Annotated in this window: 19 protein-coding genes and 1 pseudogene; 10 read left to right on the top strand and 10 right to left on the bottom strand. The window is 64.1% G+C overall.

Annotated elements, in window-relative coordinates; all coding sequences use genetic code 11:
- Window positions 1-73 precede the first annotated feature (73 nt).
- From lgt to LB526_RS06280, 6 genes are all read left to right on the top strand, one after another.
- Entirely contained in the window at window positions 74-928 is an 855-nt protein-coding gene (lgt, locus tag LB526_RS06305) for a prolipoprotein diacylglyceryl transferase (protein ID WP_224543165.1), read from the top strand.
- Window positions 925-1,992, top strand: coding sequence for a class I SAM-dependent methyltransferase (locus LB526_RS06300; protein WP_224543166.1), 1,068 nt, complete (start codon window positions 925-927; stop codon window positions 1,990-1,992). The genes lgt and LB526_RS06300 overlap by 4 nt, the downstream gene beginning before the upstream one ends.
- Window positions 1,993-2,080: 88 nt before the next feature.
- On the top strand, window positions 2,081-2,869 hold the full coding sequence (gene pgeF / locus LB526_RS06295; RefSeq protein WP_224543167.1) for a peptidoglycan editing factor PgeF: 789 nt from the start codon (window positions 2,081-2,083) through the stop codon (window positions 2,867-2,869).
- Window positions 2,869-4,020 (top strand): M24 family metallopeptidase, encoded by a 1,152-nt coding sequence (locus LB526_RS06290; RefSeq protein WP_095766531.1) that lies wholly within the window; start codon window positions 2,869-2,871, stop codon window positions 4,018-4,020. Before pgeF ends, LB526_RS06290 begins: the two co-directional genes overlap by 1 nt.
- Window positions 4,021-4,075: 55 nt before the next feature.
- A complete protein-coding gene (locus LB526_RS06285; protein WP_095766530.1) occupies window positions 4,076-4,702 on the top strand; it encodes a hypothetical protein in 627 nt (208 codons plus the stop codon).
- 174 nt (window positions 4,703-4,876) lie between these two features.
- Complete coding sequence (locus tag LB526_RS06280) at window positions 4,877-5,812, top strand: ribose-phosphate pyrophosphokinase (RefSeq protein WP_095766529.1); 936 nt, start codon at window positions 4,877-4,879, stop codon at window positions 5,810-5,812.
- Here LB526_RS06280 and LB526_RS06275 read toward each other — a convergent pair whose 3' ends face one another.
- Together LB526_RS06275 and LB526_RS06270 are read right to left on the bottom strand one after the other, a co-directional pair.
- Complete coding sequence (locus LB526_RS06275; RefSeq protein WP_263483115.1) at window positions 5,813-6,358, bottom strand: dihydrofolate reductase family protein; 546 nt, start codon at window positions 6,356-6,358, stop codon at window positions 5,813-5,815.
- A gap of 138 nt (window positions 6,359-6,496) precedes the next feature.
- Window positions 6,497-7,366 carry an AraC family transcriptional regulator gene (locus tag LB526_RS06270; RefSeq protein ID WP_140838663.1) on the bottom strand — a complete coding sequence of 290 codons (870 nt, stop codon included), beginning with the start codon at window positions 7,364-7,366 and terminating at the stop codon, window positions 6,497-6,499.
- 167 nt (window positions 7,367-7,533) lie between these two features.
- Between LB526_RS06270 and LB526_RS06265 the strand changes: the two genes are divergently transcribed.
- A complete protein-coding gene (locus LB526_RS06265; protein WP_224543170.1) occupies window positions 7,534-8,763 on the top strand; it encodes an MFS transporter in 1,230 nt (409 codons plus the stop codon).
- Between the two features lie 152 nt (window positions 8,764-8,915).
- Here the strand turns inward: LB526_RS06265 and LB526_RS06260 are convergent, their stop codons facing one another.
- Together LB526_RS06260 and LB526_RS06255 are read right to left on the bottom strand one after the other, a co-directional pair.
- Entirely contained in the window at window positions 8,916-10,202 is a 1,287-nt protein-coding gene (locus LB526_RS06260) for a glycosyltransferase (protein ID WP_224543172.1), read from the bottom strand.
- A gap of 266 nt (window positions 10,203-10,468) precedes the next feature.
- Window positions 10,469-11,326 (bottom strand): alpha/beta fold hydrolase, encoded by an 858-nt coding sequence (locus LB526_RS06255; RefSeq protein WP_224626829.1) that lies wholly within the window; start codon window positions 11,324-11,326, stop codon window positions 10,469-10,471.
- Window positions 11,327-11,472: 146 nt separating this feature from the next.
- Here LB526_RS06255 and LB526_RS06250 point away from each other — a divergent pair, with 146 nt between their 5' ends.
- Window positions 11,473-11,922, top strand: a complete 450-nt coding sequence (locus tag LB526_RS06250) for a MarR family winged helix-turn-helix transcriptional regulator (RefSeq protein WP_224626827.1) — start codon at window positions 11,473-11,475, stop codon at window positions 11,920-11,922.
- A 40-nt stretch (window positions 11,923-11,962) separates the two neighbouring features.
- On the opposite strand, the gene LB526_RS06245 is transcribed toward LB526_RS06250, so the two are convergent.
- From LB526_RS06245 to LB526_RS06220, 6 genes and pseudogenes are all read right to left on the bottom strand, one after another.
- Complete coding sequence (locus tag LB526_RS06245) at window positions 11,963-12,724, bottom strand: ABC transporter ATP-binding protein (RefSeq protein WP_224626824.1); 762 nt, start codon at window positions 12,722-12,724, stop codon at window positions 11,963-11,965.
- 17 nt (window positions 12,725-12,741) lie between these two features.
- Complete coding sequence (locus LB526_RS06240) at window positions 12,742-13,737, bottom strand: ABC transporter substrate-binding protein (protein ID WP_224531144.1); 996 nt, start codon at window positions 13,735-13,737, stop codon at window positions 12,742-12,744.
- Window positions 13,738-13,764: 27 nt separating this feature from the next.
- The gene (locus tag LB526_RS06235) at window positions 13,765-14,613 is read right to left on the bottom strand and encodes an ABC transporter permease (RefSeq protein ID WP_224531141.1); all 849 of its coding nucleotides are present in this window, start codon (window positions 14,611-14,613) and stop codon (window positions 13,765-13,767) included.
- A gap of 22 nt (window positions 14,614-14,635) precedes the next feature.
- On the bottom strand, window positions 14,636-16,000 hold the full coding sequence (locus LB526_RS06230; protein WP_224531138.1) for an LLM class flavin-dependent oxidoreductase: 1,365 nt from the start codon (window positions 15,998-16,000) through the stop codon (window positions 14,636-14,638).
- A 36-nt stretch (window positions 16,001-16,036) separates the two neighbouring features.
- Window positions 16,037-16,594, bottom strand: a complete 558-nt coding sequence (gene msuE, locus LB526_RS06225; RefSeq protein ID WP_224531135.1) for an FMN reductase — start codon at window positions 16,592-16,594, stop codon at window positions 16,037-16,039.
- A gap of 140 nt (window positions 16,595-16,734) precedes the next feature.
- Window positions 16,735-17,378, bottom strand: a pseudogene (locus tag LB526_RS06220) (glutathione S-transferase family protein).
- A gap of 346 nt (window positions 17,379-17,724) precedes the next feature.
- Between LB526_RS06220 and LB526_RS06215 the strand changes: the two are divergent.
- Window positions 17,725-18,366, top strand: a complete 642-nt coding sequence (locus tag LB526_RS06215; RefSeq protein ID WP_095766518.1) for a 50S ribosomal protein L25/general stress protein Ctc — start codon at window positions 17,725-17,727, stop codon at window positions 18,364-18,366.
- A gap of 111 nt (window positions 18,367-18,477) precedes the next feature.
- Complete coding sequence (gene pth / locus LB526_RS06210; protein ID WP_224626822.1) at window positions 18,478-19,200, top strand: aminoacyl-tRNA hydrolase; 723 nt, start codon at window positions 18,478-18,480, stop codon at window positions 19,198-19,200.
- The last annotated feature ends 15 nt before the right edge of the window (window positions 19,201-19,215 follow it).

Here is a 19,215-nt window from a genome sequence, read left to right as displayed (position 1 = left end):
AGCCTTGCCTTGACCGCGCCAAAACCCTGCCGCATGGTCCGCGCCCAATCGTGACAGTCACCGGGGAACCGTTTTGAGCGAATATTTCCTGCTGCCGCTGGCCTCCCTGCCCTTCCCCAATATCGATCCGGTCATTGTCCATATCGGGCCGCTGGCGGTGCATTGGTACGGCGTCGGCTATATCGTCGGCATCCTCTTTGCCTGGTGGTACGCCAAGCGCCTGGTCACCAACCCGCGCCTGTGGCCCAACGGCAATCTGCCGATGAAGCCCGAGGATCTCGACGACTTCATCGTCTGGGCGGCGATCGGCGTCGTGCTCGGCGGGCGCACCGGCTACGTGCTCTTCTACGACCTGCCGCGCTATATCGCGCATCCGCTTGACATCTTCGCGGTCTGGCAGGGCGGCATGTCGTTCCACGGCGGCCTGCTTGGCGTCATCCTCGCCATGACGCTGTTTTCGCTCAAGCGCCGCATCCCCACCTGGACATTGTTCGATGTGGTGTCGGCGGGCGTGCCGGTTGGGCTGGGCCTGGTCCGGGTCGCCAACTTCATCAATTCGGAGCTTTGGGGCCGGCCGTCGAACGTGCCCTGGGCGATCGAATTCCCCAATGGCGGCCCGTTCACCCGCCACCCCAGCCAGCTCTACGAGGCGCTGCTCGAAGGGCTCGTGCTTTTCCTGGTGCTGCGCTTCCTCACCCATTCGCGCCTGAAGCTGAAGACGCCGCACTTCGTCGGCGGCGCCTTCATCTGCGGCTACGGCCTGTCGCGCATCTTTGTCGAGTTCTTCCGCGAGCCCGACCAGCAGCTCGGCTATCTGCTCGGCACCGGCTGGCTGACCATGGGCATGATCCTGTCCACGCCGATGGTGCTGGCCGGCATCTGGGCCATGGTCACCGCAAGACCGGCGGCCGAGCCGCGGGCGGCATGACCCGGCTGAAGGAGCGCATCATAGGCCTGATCGGCGCGGCGGGGCCGATCCCGGTCAGCGAATATATGGCGCTCTGTCTGTTCGATCCCGACGCCGGTTACTACACGACGCGCGAGCCCTTCGGCGTCGCCGGCGACTTCATCACCGCGCCAGAGATCAGCCAGATGTTCGGCGAGCTTGTCGCCGTCTGGCTCTATCAGGCCTGGCAAGGTGCCGGCCGGCCGTTGCCCGCGACCTTCGCCGAGATCGGTCCCGGCCGCGGCACCCTGATGAACGACATGCTGCGCACCTGGTCACGGCTCGACCCGGCGCTCACCGGTAAGGCTTCGTTTGCCCTCATCGAGACCAGCCCGCGCCTGGCTGAGATCCAGAAGCAGACGCTTGCCGGCGAGAGCGCGCCGCTTGCCTGGCACCAGACCATCGACACGCTGCCGCGGCAGCCGCTCTTCATCGTCGGCAACGAGCTGTTCGACGCGGTGCCGATCCGGCAGTTCGTCCATGTCGGCGAAAGCTGGCGAGAGCGCGTGGTCGGCCTCGATGGCGCCGATGAACTGCGTTTCTTCGCCGGCGCGGGGTCTGTCGATCCGGCACTGCTACCGGCCGCCGCGGCCGATGCGCCGCAAGGCGCCGTCGCCGAAATCGCGCCCGCCCGTTCGGCGCTGATGGCGGTGATCGCCGAACGCATCGCCGGCCAGGGCGGCGCCGGCCTGTTCATCGACTACGGCCACCTCCGGCCGGGGATCGGCGACACCTTCCAGGCGCTGCGCCGGCATCGGCGCGAAGACGTGCTGGCCAACCCAGGTGAAGCCGATCTCACCGCCCATGTCGATTTCACGCCCCTTGCCGATATGGCGCGCGCTCACGGTCTCGATGTGCAATTGTCGACCCAGGGCGAATTCCTGCTCGGCATGGGCCTGCTCGAGCGCGCCGGCACGCTCGGCGCCGATGCCGATGCCAAGACACGTCAAGCCATTTCGGACGCGGTCGAACGCCTGGCCGGCCGCGACGCGATGGGCGAGCTGTTCAAGGTGATGAAGATCCTGCCGGCGGCCAAAGCCGCCTGAGATCGACGAGCGGTTTCACCGGCTGGTCCGCTTCGTACTCCGAACTTCGCCTTGACGAGACCGCCCCGCACGGACGACAAACCCAACCATGCTGAATCAGACCAGACCCGATCCAGTGCGCTCGCCGCTCCTTGAAAAGGCGCAAGGCATGCGCCACGGCTATTTCACGCGCATCGGCGGCGTCTCCGACGGCATCTATCGGGGGCTCAACATCGGCACGGGCTCCAGCGACGATCAGACACTGGTCGCCGAGAACCGGCGGCGCGTTGCCGCCTGGATGGGCGTGCCGGCGGATCATCTGTTGACCGCGCACCAGGTCCATTCGCCGGATGTCGTCGTCGCCAGGGAGCCCTTCGCTGGTCCTCGCCCAAAGGCCGACGCCATCGTCACCGACCGTCCGGGCATCGCTATCGGCGCCTCGACCGCCGATTGCGGGCCGGTTCTCTTCGCCGATGCCGAGGCGCGCGTCATCGGTGCCGCCCATGCGGGCTGGAAGGGTGCCTTCACCGGCGTGCTCGAGAATACCGTCGCCGCGATGGAGAGCCTCGGCGCCAGCCGCAAGCGCATCGTCGCCGTGCTCGGTCCTTCCATCGGCCCCGACAATTACGAGGTCGGGCCGGAATTCGTCGCCCGCTTCGTCGAGGCCGACGCCGGCAATCATCGCTATTTCAGGCCATCGAGGACCGCCGGCCACTCGATGTTCGATCTCAACCGATATACGGTCGACCGGCTGCGCAAGGCCGGCGTGACCGCCGAGGGGCTTGGCCGCTGCACCTATGCGGAAGAAGACCTGTTCTATTCCTACCGGCGCACCACACACCGCAAGGAAGCGGATTACGGGCGCCAGGTTTCGGCAATCGTTCTGGAGAAAGAATAATGGCGCTGCATTTCGAACGTTCGGAATTCGACGCGCGGCGCGACCGGCTGCTGATCGAGATGGCTGAGAAGAAGCTCGACGCCGTGCTCCTGTTCGCGCAGGAGAGCATGTATTGGCTGACCGGCTACGACACGTTCGGCTTCTGCTTCTTCCAGTGCCTGGTGGTGAAGGCCGACGGCTCGATGGTGCTGCTCACCCGTTCGGCCGATCTGAGACAGGCGCGCCATACCTCGACCATCGAGAACATCGTGCTGTGGACCGATCGTCAGGGCGCCAATCCGGCGATCGACCTGCGCAACCTGCTCAACGACCTCGATCTGCTCGGCGCCCGCATCGGCGTCGAATACGACACCCATGGCTTGACCGCCTACAATGGCCGCCGCCTGGACGAGCAGTTGCAGACCTTCGGCCAGATCGCCGATGCTTCCGGCATCGTCGGCCGGCTGCGCCTGTTCAAGAGCCCGGCCGAGATCGCCAAGGCGGAAAAGGCCGCCAATCTTTCCGACGACGCGCTGGATGCCGCCCTGCCCCTGATCAAGCAAGGCGGCGACGAAGGGCTGATCCTTGCCGCCATGCAGGGCGCGGTCTTTGCCGGCGGCGGCGACTATCCCGCCAATGAGTATATCATCGGCTCCGGCGCCGATGCCTTGCTCTGCCGCTACAAGGCCGGCCGCCGCAAGCTCACCAAGAACGACCAGCTGACGCTCGAATGGGCCGGCGTCTTCCACCACTACCATGCCCCCATGATGCGTACCGTTTTGACCGGCAAGGTGTCGAAACGTCATCAGGAATTGTTCGACGCTTCCCGCGCCGCCCTGCTCGCGGTCGAAAAGGCGATGACGCCGGGCAACACTTTCGGCGATGTCTTCGACGCGCATGCCCGCACGCTCGAAACGCACAATCTGACCAAGCACCGGCTGAACGCCTGCGGCTATTCGGTCGGCGCCCGCTTCACGCCGTCCTGGATGGACATGCCGATGTTCTACCAGGGCAACACGGAACCGATCGCGCCCAACATGACGCTGTTCGCGCACATGATCATCATGGACTCTGAGACCGAGACCGCGATGACGCTTGGCCGCACCTACCTCACCACGGAATCGGCGCCGAAGCCGCTGTCGCGCCATGATCTCGACTTGATCGTGCAGTGAATCCATAATCGTTCGTTCACGCGGGGGCGTTCGCCAGCAGGGAGTTTTCAGGCAAATGAGACGATCGCAGGTGACGACCGTGTCATTGCTTGCGGCGCTGGCGCTTGGCGCCTGCACCAATGCCAAGGACGTGCTCGAACCTTCGGCGATCACCCCGCCGGCGGGCTCGGCCCAGTCCTCGGCCGCTTCGCAGGGCACATCGACGACGGCCACAACCCCGACCACGACCGCGCCCGCCCCTTCGCCCGCGCCTTCCACCACAGCGTCGCCCGCGACATCCAGGACACCGGCCCAGACCGCGGCTGTCGCCAAGACGCGGCTTCAGGTGGCGCCGATCGTCGGCGCGTCCGTGGAGGCTGCGGCGCCCTTGACGGCGGAACTGCAGGCCCGTGCGCGGCAACGCGGCCTGACGCTTGTCGGCAGCACCGACCAAACGGCCACGCATGTGCTGAAAGGCTATTTTTCGACGATGTCCGAGGGCAAGGACACGACCGTCATCTATGTCTGGGACATCTACGACCCCTCCGGCAATCGCCTGCACCGCATCAATGGCCAGCAGAAGGCGCCCGCGGCCGGCAGCGGCGAGGGCTGGCCCACGGTGGCGCCCGCGACCATGCAGGCCATTGCCGACCAGACGATCGACCAGTTCGCCGCCTGGCTCGGCAGCGGCGGCGCCGGTTGACGGGGCCAGCGCGGGCCGAACTGTTGCCGGCTTGCGATGTTTTCCGTGTTTGTTGCGGCCGCCGGAAGGATTCCGGACGACGAGGCTTGCAATACCGGCCCGGCCCGCTAAAAGCCCGCTTAAAAGGCGCATGAGAGTCTCTCCGGCCTCTCCATCCTTCACCAGGAACGGTGCATGAAGCTTTTCGCGGGCAATTCCAATCGGGTGCTGGCCGAGGCGGTCGCTCGCTATCTCAACGTCCCGCTCGGCAAGGCCAGCGTCAGGCGCTTCGCCGACCAGGAGATCTTCGTCGAGATCCAGGAAAACGTGCGCGGCGAGGATGTCTTCATCCTGCAGTCGACCTCTTATCCGACCAACGACCATCTGATGGAACTGCTCATCATGATGGACGCCTTCATGCGCTCCTCGGCGCGGCGCATCACGGCGGTCATCCCCTATTTCGGCTATGCAAGGCAGGACCGCCGCGCCTCGGGCCGCACGCCGATCTCGGCCAAGCTGGTCGCCAACATGATCACCCGCGCCGGCGCCGACCGCGTGCTGACGCTTGATCTCCATGCCGGCCAGATCCAGGGTTTCTTCGACATCCCGACCGACAATCTGTTCTCGGTGCCGGTGATGGCCCGCGATGTGAAGGCCAAGTACAAGCAGCTCGGCAATGTCGTCGTCGTGTCGCCCGACATTGGCGGCGTGGTGCGGGCGCGTGCGCTGGCCAAGCGCTTCGACGCGCAGCTCGCCATCGTCGACAAGCGCCGCGAGCGTCCCGGTGAATCGGAAGTCATGAACATCATCGGCGCGGTTGCCGGCAAGGACTGCCTCCTGATCGACGACATCGTCGATTCCGGCGGCACGCTTTGCAACGCAGCCGACGCGCTGCTGGCCAATGGCGCGACCTCCGTCACCGCCTACATCACCCATGGCGTGCTCTCCGGCGGCGCCGTTGCCCGTATCGCCGGCTCGAAGCTGCAGGAACTGGTGATCACCGATTCCATTCAGCCGACGCAGGGCGTGCTCGACGCCCCGAACATCCGTGTCATTTCGATCGCCGACCTGCTGGGCGAAGCGATCTCGCGCACCGCGACCGAAGAATCGGTTTCGAGCCTGTTCGATTGATCAGAAACTGGTTTCTGCGGGCGCATAGCGCAGCAGCGTGACCCCTTGCGCAAGGCGCCCCGTGCCGAGCGGCTTCAACGCCAGCGACAGGCCGGACTGGAAATAGGGCTTGCCGCCGCCCAGCACGACCGGATGCATGTAAAGCCGGTATTCGTCGATCAGGCCGGCACGCGCAAGGTGCCCGGCAAGGTCGGCGCCGGAGACCGTGATCTCGCCATCTGTATCCGTCTTGAGGGTCCTTGCCACCGCCTCCGCGTCAGCCTTCACCAGCCGGGCATTCGGCCCGACCTCCTGAAGCGTGGTCGAAAACACGACCTTCGGCGTCTCCCGCCACGCGCGGGCAAAATCCCGCTCGACCTCCCCAGCCGCGATATCGCGTTCCGGGTTGTCCCAGAAGCGCATGGTTTCATACATTCGGCGCCCGCAGAGCGCGATCGACGTCCGCCTCATCTCGTCGTTGAAATACCGATGCAATTCTTCCTCGGGAACCGGCAGGTCGATGTCTCCGCTCGGCCCGGCGATGTAGCCGTCCAGCGATGTCAGCATGGCATAGACGATGCGTTGCCATAGGGGCCTCCGATTTTGCGTTTCTCGGAAAAGAAACATAACTGATTGCAAATTGCAATCAGAATTGGCGCCTATGCCGAGAACCGGCACACCGGCTCAATGCCGCCGGGCGCTGTTTCACGCGGCGATCGGACCGCCTGTGCGGCGCGGGTTCTCACCGGCATCGCGCGCCCTGCGCATATAGCCGCGCGGCGATGTGCCGAGCATGCGCTTGAACATCGTGATGAAGGCCGGCACGCTGTCATAGCCGAGATCGAGCGCCACCCTGGTGATCGGCTCGCCGTCGGCGAGCCTTGGCAACGCCGCGAAAAGGCAGGCCTGCTGGCGCCAGGTCGACAGCGACAGCCCGGTCTGGCGATGGAAGGCGCGGGTGAAAGAGCGCCGGCTCATGCCCGCGGCATCCGCCCATTCGTCGATCGTCGCATGCGGCGAAGGGGCCGCCACGAAACGCCGGCAAAGCGCCGCGAGCTTCGGATCGGACGGGAAAGGCAAGCCGAGCGGCCGTTCCGGCAGGTTCGGGATCTCGTGCAGCAGCAGTCCCATGACGAGCGCCGCCCGCCCTTCGAGTTCGCCGCCCTGCGGCAGCTTCTCCGATTCGACGATCAGGCTGTGCATCAGCTCGGTAATGCCGACGACGCGCAAGCTGTCCGGCAGGCCGGCAATGGCGCCCGGCATCACATAGACCGAGCGCATCGAGACGTCGCCCAGCATCTCGACGGAATGCTCGATGCCGGCTGGTATCCACATCGCATGGTCGGGCGGAACCATCCAGCGCCCATGCCTGGTCGTCACCAAGACCACGCCGACCAGCGCGTGCAGCAGCTGGCTGCGGCTGTGGCGGTGCTGCGGCACGTGATAGCCGTCCGGGTATTCGGTCGGCAGCGCGACCGCCGGCCCGACAGCCTGTTCCAGCCATTGCCAGCGGCTTTCATGCAGCCGGCCGAGCTCGGCGGCGTCGCCCTTGAATATCTCCTTGCCATGCGGCATCGATGTGGCCCACTTGCGAAACTATTGGACCAAACCACGAAAGAAGTCGCTTGGCAACGGGCCTATAAGGCCGGCTGCGGTTCGGCCCGCCCAGAGCATGATCCCGAAAAGTGGGAACCGGTTTTCGGAAAAGACCATGCTCCAACAAGAGACTACGGAGCATTGCCTTGACTGATACGACCGCCCCCTCCGTCGCCGCACCGGCGCCGGCAAGCAACATCTCGGCGCAGGCGACGGCCTTCACCGTCATTCTTGCGGTGAGCTTCTGCCACTGCGTCAACGACATCATGCAGTCGCTGCTTTCGGCGATCTATCCGCTGCTCAAGGACAATTACGGTCTCGATTTCTGGCAGATCGGCCTTTTGACCTTCACCTTCCAGGTGACGGCCTCGCTGCTGCAGCCAGTGATCGGCATGATCACCGACAAGAAGCCGATGCCCTACTCCTTGCCTTGGGGCATGGCCTCGTCGCTGGTCGGCCTGGTGGTGCTCGCCCATGCCGGTCATTACTGGCTGCTCCTGATCGGCGCCTCGCTGATCGGCATCGGCTCGGCGATCTTCCATCCGGAATCCTCGCGTATCGCCCGCTTCGCCTCGGGCGGCCGCTTCGGCCTGGCGCAATCGCTGTTCCAGGTGGGCGGCAATTTCGGCCAGGCCATGGGCCCGCTGCTCGCCGCCTTCATCGTCGTGCCGTTCGGCCAGACCAGCATTTCCTGGTTCGCCGTCGGCTCGCTGATCGGCATCGTCGTGCTGTGGCAGGTCGGCGGCTGGTACAGCCGGCTGCGCGCCTCGCTGGCAACCCGTAAGCAGGCTGCCCATGTCTCGCCCTTCGCGCGCAAGAAGGTCATGTGGGCGTTGGCCGTGCTGACGCTGCTGGTGCTGACCAAGAACGCATATATCGCCTCGCTCTCCAGCTACTACACCTTCTACGCCATGCATAAATTCGGCGTTTCGGTGCAGATGAGCCAGGTGATGCTGTTCCTCTTCCTCGGCGCCTCGGCGCTGGGCATCCTGCTCGGCGGCCCCTTCGGCGACCGCTACGGCCAGAAGGCGATGATCTGGTTCTCGATCGTCGGTGTGCTACCCTTCACGCTGGCGCTGCCCTACGCCAATCTGGAATGGACGATGGTGCTTACCGTGCTGATCGGCCTGATCCTGTCGTCGGCCTTCTCCAACATCGTCGTCTTCGCGCAGGAGCTGGTTCCGGGCCGCGTCGGCATGATTGCCGGCATCTTCTTCGGCTTCGCCTTCGGCATGGGCGGCATCGCCGCCGCCGTGCTCGGCGTCGTTGCCGACATGAAGGGCATCGACTTCGTCTACCAGATCTGCTCGTACCTGCCCTTCCTCGGCCTGCTGACGGTGTTCCTGCCCAACATGAAGGAAGCGCGGAAGGCCTGAGCCGATCGGGTCAGCGGCCAAGCTGCCGTTCAACAAAAGATCGCCGCCGGGTTCGGAGCCTTGAACGTTCTGGAGCCGGCGGCGGCGTCCCATGGCGCGACGCTTGCTTTACCCAACAAGCAGCTTCTTCCCTCGCCGCCCTCGCGACGAGATCAGCTCCTTCCCCTCAAACCCAAGCGTTGCAAAAGGCCGTGAAGAAAGCGGCCCCGGCCATCGGCCGGGTTCGCCACCGGCTGGCGTTGCCGCCTCGGCAGCGCTGCGAACAGCTCGGGAAGCTTTCGGAGCGTCGAACTCCAAAGCAGCGTGTCGAGCTGTGCGATGTCCGCCGAATTCAGCGCTTCCGGTTCGCTTCTGAGCGCCTGCGCAAGCACATCCCGGAAGTCCTGCGGCCTGTCCGCCAGCCGGACATTCGGCCAATGCTTGAATTGCTCGTAGCCGCGCAACGCGAAAGATGTCGCCACGATCGGCTTGCGGTTGTACAGCGCTTCCGCGGTCTTGATATTCGTGCCGCCGCCCTCGACGATCGGAAGCATCACGACGTCGGCAAGCTCGATCAGCGCGCCGAGGGTCGCGCCGTCCTGCATGCCGAGCAGCTCGATCCGGGCATTGTCGGCGCCACGATGCCGCAGGAATCCGGGATCGTTGCGGATCTGGTCGGCAACGCCGCCGACCACCACAATCCGCTCCGAGGCTGAGAGAAAACCAAGGTCCGGATCCGTCATCTGGAGAAAACCGCGGGCGTTGGGTGGATGGCCCGACCCGACGAACAGCGCCGTGCGCAGGCCGGCGAACCGCGATGCCCAACGATCGAGGCCGACGGGCGTTTCCCGCGGCCAAACGCCGTTGGCGCCGACCACCACGCTTGGATTGAGCTTGCGAAAATGGGCTGCATCCTGCTCGCTGACCGCGACCACCAGGTCCGCCTTTGCGGCAAGATCGGACTCGATGTCCGCCGCACGTCGAGCGCTCCAGAGGTCCGTTCCCGCGCCGGCAATCGCGGCCTCTTGCGCCAGCAAGTGCTGTTCGACATTGTGCGAGCTGTAGACGATTGAAAAATTCGCCTCGGGCGAGCACGTTTCAACATACTCACGCAAAGCCGGCCAAAGCCAGCCTTGCTCCACGGCAATGACATCCGGCCTGAAGTCGTCGAGAAATCTTGCGATTTCAAGGCGATGGGAGCTGCTGCGCGCGATGAATTCGGCGGTGGCGACATCGGAACGCCATTTGCGCCTGGCCATCTGCTTGCGAAACCGGCGCGGCATCTCGATGAAAAGATCGCCGGCCCCCATTTCCCGCCTGGCGCCGCGGTTGGGAGTAACGAGGACATGGCGTGTTTCCCATCCACAATCCCGCAGGACCCTGTGGATGGCGTTCGCCCGCAGCTGGCCGCCCTGGACCGGCTGCCGGATCGGATACGTTCCCAGCGAAACATATCTCATCGGATCAGCGTGATGCTGCAATCGCCGGCATTAAGCAGCGATCCTACGACGGCACTCATTTTTTGCCCCCTTCTTCAGAGGCGACAGTACCATTTTTCGGTGCCGAGTCTGGAGATGATATCGGCGGCCGGGCGCTGACTTCTCGCCGATATCGAAAGGACGGCATAGGGACAATATCGAGCGTCCCCGCCCAACCGCGAAACGATGATCCGTCATCTTACAGCACCCGCCCGAGGGCGGGTGCTTTCGCGTTTTGGCGGCCAGCCTCAGGCCTTGAAGAAGGCCAGCAGGTCGGCGTTGATGACATCCGCATGGGTCGTTGCCATGCCGTGCGGAAAGCCCTTGTAAACCTTGAGCTCGCCCTTCTTGAGCAGCTTGATCGAGAGGAGCGCGGAGTCGGCGATCGGGACGATCTGGTCGTCGTCGCCATGCATGACCAGCACCGGCACGTCGATTTTCTTCAGGTCCTCGGTGAAGTCTGTTTCTGAGAAGGCCTTGATGCAGTCGTAATGCGCCTTGGCGCCGCCCATCATGCCCTGGCGCCACCAATTGTCGATGACACCTTCGGAAGCCTGGGCGCCGGGACGGTTGAAGCCGTAGAACGGGCCGGCCGGCACGTCGTGGAAGAACTGTGCCCGGTTGGCCGCCAGCGCCGCGCGGAAACCGTCGAACACCTCGATCGGCAGGCCGCCGGGATTGGCCGGCGTCTTCAACATGATCGGCGGCACCGCGCCGATCAGCACGGCCTTGGCGACGCGGCCTCCGCCGCCATGTTGCGCGACATAGCGCGCGACCTCGCCGCCGCCTGTCGAATGACCGACGTGGATGGCATCCTTGAGGTCGAGATGGTCCGCGAGCGCCGCCACATCCGCGGCATAGGTGTCCATCTCGTTGCCGGTATCGGTCTGGCTGGACCTGCCATGGCCGCGCCGGTCATGCGCGATGACGCGGTAGCCCTGTGCGAGGAAGAACAGCATCTGGGCGTCCCAGTCGTCGCTGCTCAGCGGCCAGCCATGGTGGAAGACGACCGGCTGGCCAGTCCCCCAGTCCTTGTAGAAGATCTGCGTTCCGTCCTTTGTGGTGATCGTGCCGCTGCCCGAACCCGACTTGGTCTGCGAGGTCATCTCAATCTCCTTGTATTAGCGCGATAAACAATATCGCGATAATCATCTCTCGTAATGAAGATCGAGAGCCTTGTCCACGAAAAAGTGTATCGCGATACCATTTCCCGTGGTACATAAAGGATGCTCAGTCGGCAAAGGAATGCGCCGTGCCTCTCCCGTTGGACAATCAGCTCTGCTTCACCCTCTACGCCACCAGCATGGCGATCAACCGCACCTACAAGCCAATGCTGGACGAGATGGGGATCACCTATCCACAATATCTCGTGCTCAATGCGCTGGGAGAGACGGACGGCATGTCGGTGGGCAGCATCGCGCATCGGCTGGCCCTCGAATCGAGCACCATCACGCCGCTGGTGAAACGCATGGAACAGGCAAGCCTTGTCACCCGCCAGCGCAGCCAGACGGACGAGCGCAAGGTGCAGGTCGATCTCACCGCCGCCGGACGTGCTCTGCTCGTCCGGTGCAATTGCCTGAATGAGACCCTGATCAAGCGCTCAGGCATGAAGCTGGCTGAACTCGATGCTCTGAACCGGCAAATCCAGGCCTTGCGCAACGCTTTAAGCGGCGGCCAGATGGTGGACACCGCCGAAGGCTAATTGAGATTCAAAGTCAGGCTGGCATCACCTAAATCTCACCCTAGTGCAGGCCGAACTCGCGTAACAACTCCTCGCGATAGCGCACGAAGCGGCTTTCGCTGCGCTCGCGCGGCCGCGGTAGGTTGACATCGATCAGTCGCGCCGCGCCGCCTTTCTCCCTGGGCAGGATCAGCACCCTGTCGGCAAGATAGATCGCCTCTTCAAGGTCATGGGTCACCATGACCATGGTGACATTCTCCTCGCTCCAGATGCGCGCCAGCTCCTCCTGCATGGAGATCTTGGTCATGGCGTCGAGCGCCCCGAGCGGCTCGTCGAGCAGCAGGATTTCTGGCTGCACCGTCAGTGCCCTGGCTATGCCGACGCGCTGCGCCATGCCGCCGGAGAGCTGCCTGGGATATGCATCGCTGAATTCGGCAAGGCCGACCAGGGCGATATAGAAACGCGCCCGCTTCTCGGCCTCCGCCTTGGCAATGCCGCGCACTTCGAGACCGAAGGCGACATTGCCGAGCACCGTCAGCCAGGGCAGCAGCCGCGGCTCCTGGAAAATTACCGCCCGCTCTTCGCCGACGCCCTCAATCCGCTTGCCGTCGATCGCGACGGCGCCGCCGTCGGCCCGCTCCAGCCCGGCAAGGATGCGCAGCAGCGTCGTCTTGCCGGAACCGCTTGCCCCGACAATGACCAGGCATTCGCCGGAGCGGATATCGAGATTGAGCGAGCGCAGCACGGCAAGCTGCCGCCCGCCGAGTGCGAAGGATTTCGACAGGTCGCGGATCGTGACATCGCCGCCGCGTGCCGTGGCCATGGTTTGCGTCTCCGTGCTCAATTGGTCTTGGTTTCGCCGAGACGGTAGAGAATGTCGGAAGCCTTGAGCTTGCCTTTCGGCAGCCGGCCGTCGCGCTCGAGGATATTCACCCAGAACTCGACGTCGCGGTCGGTCACCGCCGCCTTTTCGCGCAGGCCGAAGCCGGTCCAGTAGCGCGCCAGCTCGCCATTCTCGCCACGTCTGTTGAGAATGTCGGCGAGCAGCTTGCGCGTCTCGTCCGGATTTTGCCGCGACCAGTCCGACGCGCGCGCCGACTGTTCGACGAAGTTGCGGGCCGCATCCGGATTCGCCGTGATGAAATCACGACGCAGCACGACGAAGCCACCGGCGATTTCGCCGAGCACGTCGGTATCGTTGAAGACGCCGCGCACACCGCCATTGCTGACCAGTTGGCCGGCAAACGTCGCTTGCCAATAACCCAGCCCGGCAATATCGACCTGACGCGAGCGCAAGGTCTGTTCGAGCTGCGGCCCGGGCACCACCACCAGCTTGGCCGCGTCCGGCGGCAGGCCAACGCTGTGCAGCGCCTCGCGCACCGTATAGTCGAGATGGGCGCCGAGCGTGTTGACCGCGATCGTCTTGCCGGCAATGTCGGCGATCGATTTGATCGGACTGTCTTCCAGCACGTAGAAGACACTCTTCACGTCCTTGTTGATGCCGTTGCTGGGATAAGCCGCGACGAAGTCGTTGCCGCCGGCGATAGAGTTGATCACCGCCGGCGTGGCTGCCGAGCCCAGGTCGACGCTGCCGGACGCGAGCGCGAACAGCGATTCCGGGCCGCCCGCGGCATAGCCGACATTTTCGAGCTCGATGCCGAGGCCCTTGAAATAGCCGAGCGCGTCGGCCAGCTCATGCGGGGAGATGCTGCCGCGGCTGGTGAGATAGCGGATCTTGATGGATGCGGCTTGCGCCATTGCGATCGACGGCAGGCCGGCGAGAATGCCGGCAGCAAGCGGAGCGCGCAGGAGAAGCGAACGGCGGGTGATGCTCATGATCAAGCCTTTCGAAGGTTTGGCTGCTTAGCCGGCTGAAACATTCCAACGACACAGCCGCCGCTGCAGGACGACCAGCACCTGGTTGGCGATCAGGCCGAGTGCCGCCAGGATGACGATCGCCGCGAACATCAGCGGAATCTGGAAATTGTACTGCGCATTCATCACCTGGAAGCCGATGCCCTTGTTGGCACCGATCATCTCCGAGGCGATCAAAAGCAGCAGCGCGGTCGTGGCGCCGAGCCGCAACCCGACGAAGATCGACGGCACCGCGCCCGGCAGCACCACGCGGCGGAAAATCGTCAGCCGCCGGGCGCCATAGGCGCGCGCCATTTCGAGCAGCTTCGGGTCGACCTCCTTGACGCCGCTGATGGTGTTGAGCAGCAGCGGAAACAGCGTCGCCCAGAAGATGACGAACACTTTCGAAGCTTCACCCAGTCCCAGAAGCAGGATGAACACCGGGTAGAGCGCCAGCGCCGAGGTCTGACGGAACAGCTGCAGGATCGGGTCGAGCGCGGTCTCCACGGCACGCGCCTGGCCCATGACCAGGCCAAGCGGAATGGCGACGACGACGGCCGCCGCGAATGCAAGGCCGGCACGCTGCAGGCTGATGGCTATGTCGCCGAGCAGGCTGCCGCCAATGAGGCCCTTCCAGAGCGCCGCGACGATCGTGTCGACCGGCGGCAGCACGGCCGAATTGACCCAGCCGCTGCTCGCCGCCACCTGCCAGAACACCAGGAAGCCGAGCAGCACGCCATAACGCGACAGGATTCGCGCCGAAGTCCGCGTCAGGAGGCGCAGCGGCTCCATGCCGGTGCCGCTGCCACCCTCATGCCGGCCGATACCGACCGTCTTTTCGATATGCTGCAAAGTCATCGTCTTGCTCTCGCGTCGGGAATCATTCGGCGGCGAGCACGGTCGAGCGCGCGGCCGTCCACGGATTCTGCGGTCGCCTCAGGCCAAGATTTTCGCGCAGCGTCCTGCCCTCATAAGCGGTGCGGAACAGGCCGCGACGCTGCAGCTCCGGGATTACCAGGTCTACGAAGTCGTCGAGCGCGCCGGGCAGCCATGGCGGCAGGATGTTGAAGCCGTCGGCGGCCTCGCTCGTGAACCATTCCTCCAGTTGATCGGCGACCTGGGCGGCACTGCCGATCACCGTGTAATGGCCGCGCGCGGTCGCAACCCACTGATAGAGCTGGCGGATCGTGAAATTATGCTCGTCCGCGATCTGGCGGATCAGCGCCTGGCGGCTCTTCATGCCTTCGGTCTCCCTGCTCGGCGGCAGCGGGCCGTCGAGCGGATAGTCCCTGAGGTCGAGCGTCTGGCCGGCAAGCCCGTTGAGCAGCGCCACGCCGTCCTCCGGCAGGATCAGGTCGTTCAGCTGCTGGTATTTGGCACGGGCCTCTTCCTCGGTGCGGCCGACGAAGGGCGCCACGCCCGGCATGATAAGCACCTGCGCCGGATCGCGCCCGGCCTCTGCGACGCGCGCCTTGATGTCGCGATAGAACTCCTGCGCCGAGGCAAGGTTCTGATGCGCGGTGAATATCACCTCGGCCGATGCCGCCGCGAGTCCGCGACCGTCCTCCGACTGTCCCGCCTGCACGACCACCGGATGACCCTGCACCGGACGCGGCACGTTGAGCGGCCCCTTGACGCTGAAATGCGCGCCCTTGTGGTTCACGTCATGCAGCTTGTCCTTGTCGTAGAAACGGCCCGTCTTCTTGTCGCGGATGAAGGCGTCGTCTTCCCAGCTGTCCCACAGCGCCTTGACCGTTTCGACATGCTCATGCGCCCGCGCATAGCGCTCGGCATGATTGGGCTGGACGTCACGATTGAAGTTGCGCGCCGTGTCGTCGCCGGCCGACGTCACCACGTTCCAGCCGGCGCGCCCGTTCGACAAAAGATCGAGCGAGGCGAATTTGCGCGCGAGCGTGTAGGGTTCTTCATAGGTGGTCGAGGCGGTGGCGATGAAGCCGATATGCGTGGTCAACGGCGCCAGCGCGGCAAACAATGTCACCGGCTCGAAACCGGCGATCTTGGCGTTGCCGCCTTCACGGGCGCCGAGGCCGATGGTGAGATTGTCAGCCAGGAAATAGGCGTCGAACAGACCCCGCTCGGCGGTCAGTGCGAGTTGCTTGTGGAACTGGAAATTGGTCGCGCCATCGGCCGGCGCGTCCGGATGGCGCCAAGCCGCGACGTGCTGGCCGCCGCCGGGCAGAAAGGCGCCGAGCTTGATCTGTCTGGATGTGCTGGAGCTGGTCATGGGCTGATCCTTCGGGTCCAAAACGACTGCCTGAATTCAGGCGGCGAGGCCGACGCTGCGAGTTTCGCCAACGATGCGCAAAACCTCGGCAACGGCCTGGCGGGCGCGGGCTTGGGTGGCTTCCGACACCAGCACGCCGTCGGTGAAATCCTTATCGGAAGCGTAGATCGCGGTCGGGATGGTGAGCGCTTCGAAGAATCCGAACAGCGGCCGCAGCTGATGCTCGACGATCAGCGAATGGCGCTCGCCGCCGCCCGTGGCAACGAGAATGATCGGCTTGCCGCGCAGCGACGACGGATCGAGCAGATCGAACAAGTGCTTGAAAAGTCCGGTATAGCTGCCTTTGAAGGTCGGCGACCCCACCACCAGAACGTCGGCGCCGAGCAACTGCTCGACGATATTGCGCGCCGTTTGATCGAGATCGGAAATGCGCCGTGCCGACGGGAACGATAGACCGAGATCTTCAATGTCATGGACCGCCGAGGCCGCCCCAATGCGGCCAGCCGCTTCGTCCGCGATCTGCGTGACAAATGCCTTGGTCTTTGACGGACGGGTCAGATTGCCGGAAAATCCAACCACCAGCTTCTTTGTCATGTTCGGGCTCTCCTCGCAGGCGCTTCTTCATTAAGACTACAGATTTGGTAGAATTAAATGAGCGAGAAGATTTCAAAACGCGCCGCGCAAACGGATTGAGTTTGCGCGGGAGAAGCGTTGATTGGTTCAGCCCATGCGGGTCAGGCCTCGACCTTGACCGGAGCCAGTGGAGGCGCCTGAAGACCCTGGAACGGGTCGCGCCAGGCATCGATCGCCTCGAGCCGGCCATACCAGCGGCGGATAGACGGGTAGTCGTCGAGCGGCAATCGGGCGGCATCGTTGAAAGGCAGGAACGTCGCCATGCGGAAGTCGGCATAGGAGACGGAATTGCCGACCAGCCAATCGCGTCCGGCAAGCTCTGGCTCAAGGATCGCGGCGGCGGCGTGGAACTGCCTCAATCCCTCCTCGACCAGCGCTTGATCTATCGGACCGAGCCCATAGCGCTGCTTGGTCCACGCTCGAAATGCACCATGTCGCAAGCGAAAGCGAACCGTTCCTTGCCCCAGCTGATCCAGCGGATCATGTCCGGCTCGTCCTGCCCGCCGCGCCAGAAATCCGAATGCGTCTCGCGCGAAAGCCGGCAGGCGATGGCGTCGGCCTCCCACAGGCTCCATCCCGGCCCGACCAGGATCGGCAAGGTCAGATTGGGGTTGAGCGCGCGATAGCGTTCGGCCTGCCCCGGCGCCATGGGCGATGCGAACTCGAACGCGATCTCCGCCTTGAGATGGCGCGCCGTCGCGACCGCGAGGCGAGGATTGGGATTGCGGCTGAACAGAAGCTTCATATTGGTCCCCATGGATTTGGCCACATGCCCGCAGGACGGCTGAGAACTGCGCGTTCCTACATTTGCCGCAAATCGGATTTCCGGTTTATCCTTTCGGCACCGGAAACCGCCCGCAACCCGCCCGGCCAACCGCTTGCACCGTTGCCCGCCTTCCGCTATAGAGCCGCCACCCGCGTAGACACCCTTGGAGGCAACGCGGAGGAAGGCCGGCCAGGCCTGCATGATCCCCTAGACGCTTTTGGATCGCCAAACGCATCGACAGATCGTGCAAGGCCGCGACGGCTTTCGACGTTTACGGACGGGTTTGCCGGCCGCGAACGCTCCACAACACGCGAAAGGAAATGCCATGAGCCACGATGCTTATGAGCTGAAAGCCGAAGCGCGCGAACAGGTCGGTAAGGGGTCCGCCCGTGCAGTTCGTCGCGACGGTAAAGTGCCTGCAGTTATCTATGGCGACAAGCAGCCTCCCCTGGCGATTGCGCTCAACTACAAGGACATCTTCTACAAGATCCATGGCGGCGGGTTTCTGACCACGATCGCCACGATCGATGTCGACGGCAAGAAGATCCAGGTCCTGCCGAAGGATTTCCAGCTCGACCCGGTCAAGGATTTTCCTGTCCATGTCGACTTCCTGCGCATCGGCAAGGACACCGAAGTCAATGTCGACGTGCCTGTCCACTTCATCAATGAAGACAAGTCGCCAGGCATCAAGCGCGGCGGCGTGCTCAACATCGTTCGTCACGAAGTCGAGTTCCACTGCCCGGCCAACGCGATCCCGGAGTTCATCACCGTCGATCTCACCGGCACCGACATCGGCGATTCGATCCATATCTCGGCGGTCAAGCTGCCGGCCGGCGTCAAGCCGGTCATCTCCGATCGCGATTTCACCATCGCGACCGTTGCCGGCTCGTCGGCGATGAAGCCGGAGACGGAAGCGACCACGGAAGCTGTGGAAGAGACGGCGGCCCCGGAGGCCGAAGAGAAGTAATTCTCCGAGCCGGATGATTTCATCCGGCTCTAAACCAAAGAAATAGAGCATGATGTTTTCCGAAAACCGCTTCCCACTTTTCGGCATCGTGCTCTAAGTCTGGAGGCGGCGATGCTTGTCTTTGCAGGCCTCGGCAATCCGGGCGCGAAATACGAAAACAACCGGCACAATGTCGGCTTCATGGCGGCGGACGCGATTACCCGCCGCCATTCCTTTTCGCCCTGGTCGAGAAAATTCCAGGGCCTGGTCTCAGAAGGCACGCTCGGCGGCGAAAAAATCCTGCTGATCAAGCCGCAGACCTTCATGAACCTCTCCGGACAGTCGGTCGGCGAAGCGCTGCGCTTCTACAAGCTCGAGCCATCCGCCCTCACCGTCTTCTACGACGAGATCGACCTTGCCGCCGGCAAGCTCCGGGTCAAGGTGGGCGGCGGCTCCGGCGGCCATAACGGCATCCGCTCGCTCGACCAGCATGTCGGCAACGCCTTTCGCCGGGTGCGCATCGGCGTCGGCCATCCCGGCGTCAAGGAGATGGTGCACGGCCATGTACTTGGCGATTTCGCCAAGGCCGACCGCGAGTGGCTCGATGTCCTGCTGGACGCAATCGCCGACGCTGCCGGCTTGCTCGCCAAGGGCGACGACAGCTCGTTCATGAACCGGGTCACGCTTGCCTTGCGCGACAAGCTTGTGCCGACCGGCGACGACGACCGCCCGCCGCCCAAGGCGCCGAAGCAGCAAAGCCATGTCCGCCAGGCGCGCCCGCAGCAGCCAGCGGCAAAGCTCCCAGAAAGCGGCCCGATGGCTGCCATGCTGAAGAAGCTCTTTGGCAAGGACTAAAGCATGTCTCCCGAA

This window comes from Mesorhizobium sp. CA6 (assembly GCF_020165035.1).
GTDB lineage: Bacteria > Pseudomonadota > Alphaproteobacteria > Rhizobiales > Rhizobiaceae > Mesorhizobium.
Note: the sequence above shows the minus strand (reverse complement) of the source record. Positions and strands in the feature narration are given on the sequence as shown.

Excerpts from the sequence above, each read along its gene's own strand:
- pgeF (WP_224543167.1), top strand. The coding sequence starts at position 2,081 with ATGCTGAATCAGACCAGACCCGATCCAGTGCGCTCGCCGCTCCTTGAA.
- LB526_RS06290 (WP_095766531.1), top strand. The coding sequence starts at position 2,869 with ATGGCGCTGCATTTCGAACGTTCGGAATTCGACGCGCGGCGCGACCGG.
- LB526_RS06270 (WP_140838663.1), bottom strand. The coding sequence starts at position 7,366 with ATGCCGCATGGCAAGGAGATATTCAAGGGCGACGCCGCCGAGCTCGGC.
- LB526_RS06215 (WP_095766518.1), top strand. The coding sequence starts at position 17,725 with ATGAGCCACGATGCTTATGAGCTGAAAGCCGAAGCGCGCGAACAGGTC.
- LB526_RS06245 (WP_224626824.1), bottom strand. The coding sequence starts at position 12,724 with ATGGCCACGGCACGCGGCGGCGATGTCACGATCCGCGACCTGTCGAAA.
- LB526_RS06235 (WP_224531141.1), bottom strand. The coding sequence starts at position 14,613 with ATGACTTTGCAGCATATCGAAAAGACGGTCGGTATCGGCCGGCATGAG.
- LB526_RS06240 (WP_224531144.1), bottom strand. The coding sequence starts at position 13,737 with ATGAGCATCACCCGCCGTTCGCTTCTCCTGCGCGCTCCGCTTGCTGCC.
- LB526_RS06230 (WP_224531138.1), bottom strand. The coding sequence starts at position 16,000 with ATGACCAGCTCCAGCACATCCAGACAGATCAAGCTCGGCGCCTTTCTG.
- LB526_RS06285 (WP_095766530.1), top strand. The coding sequence starts at position 4,076 with ATGAGACGATCGCAGGTGACGACCGTGTCATTGCTTGCGGCGCTGGCG.
- LB526_RS06260 (WP_224543172.1), bottom strand. The coding sequence starts at position 10,202 with ATGAGATATGTTTCGCTGGGAACGTATCCGATCCGGCAGCCGGTCCAG.
- LB526_RS06255 (WP_224626829.1), bottom strand. The coding sequence starts at position 11,326 with ATGACCTCGCAGACCAAGTCGGGTTCGGGCAGCGGCACGATCACCACA.
- pth (WP_224626822.1), top strand. The coding sequence starts at position 18,478 with ATGCTTGTCTTTGCAGGCCTCGGCAATCCGGGCGCGAAATACGAAAAC.
- LB526_RS06275 (WP_263483115.1), bottom strand. The coding sequence starts at position 6,358 with ATGCTGACATCGCTGGACGGCTACATCGCCGGGCCGAGCGGAGACATC.
- msuE (WP_224531135.1), bottom strand. The coding sequence starts at position 16,594 with ATGACAAAGAAGCTGGTGGTTGGATTTTCCGGCAATCTGACCCGTCCG.
- LB526_RS06300 (WP_224543166.1), top strand. The coding sequence starts at position 925 with ATGACCCGGCTGAAGGAGCGCATCATAGGCCTGATCGGCGCGGCGGGG.
- LB526_RS06280 (WP_095766529.1), top strand. The coding sequence starts at position 4,877 with ATGAAGCTTTTCGCGGGCAATTCCAATCGGGTGCTGGCCGAGGCGGTC.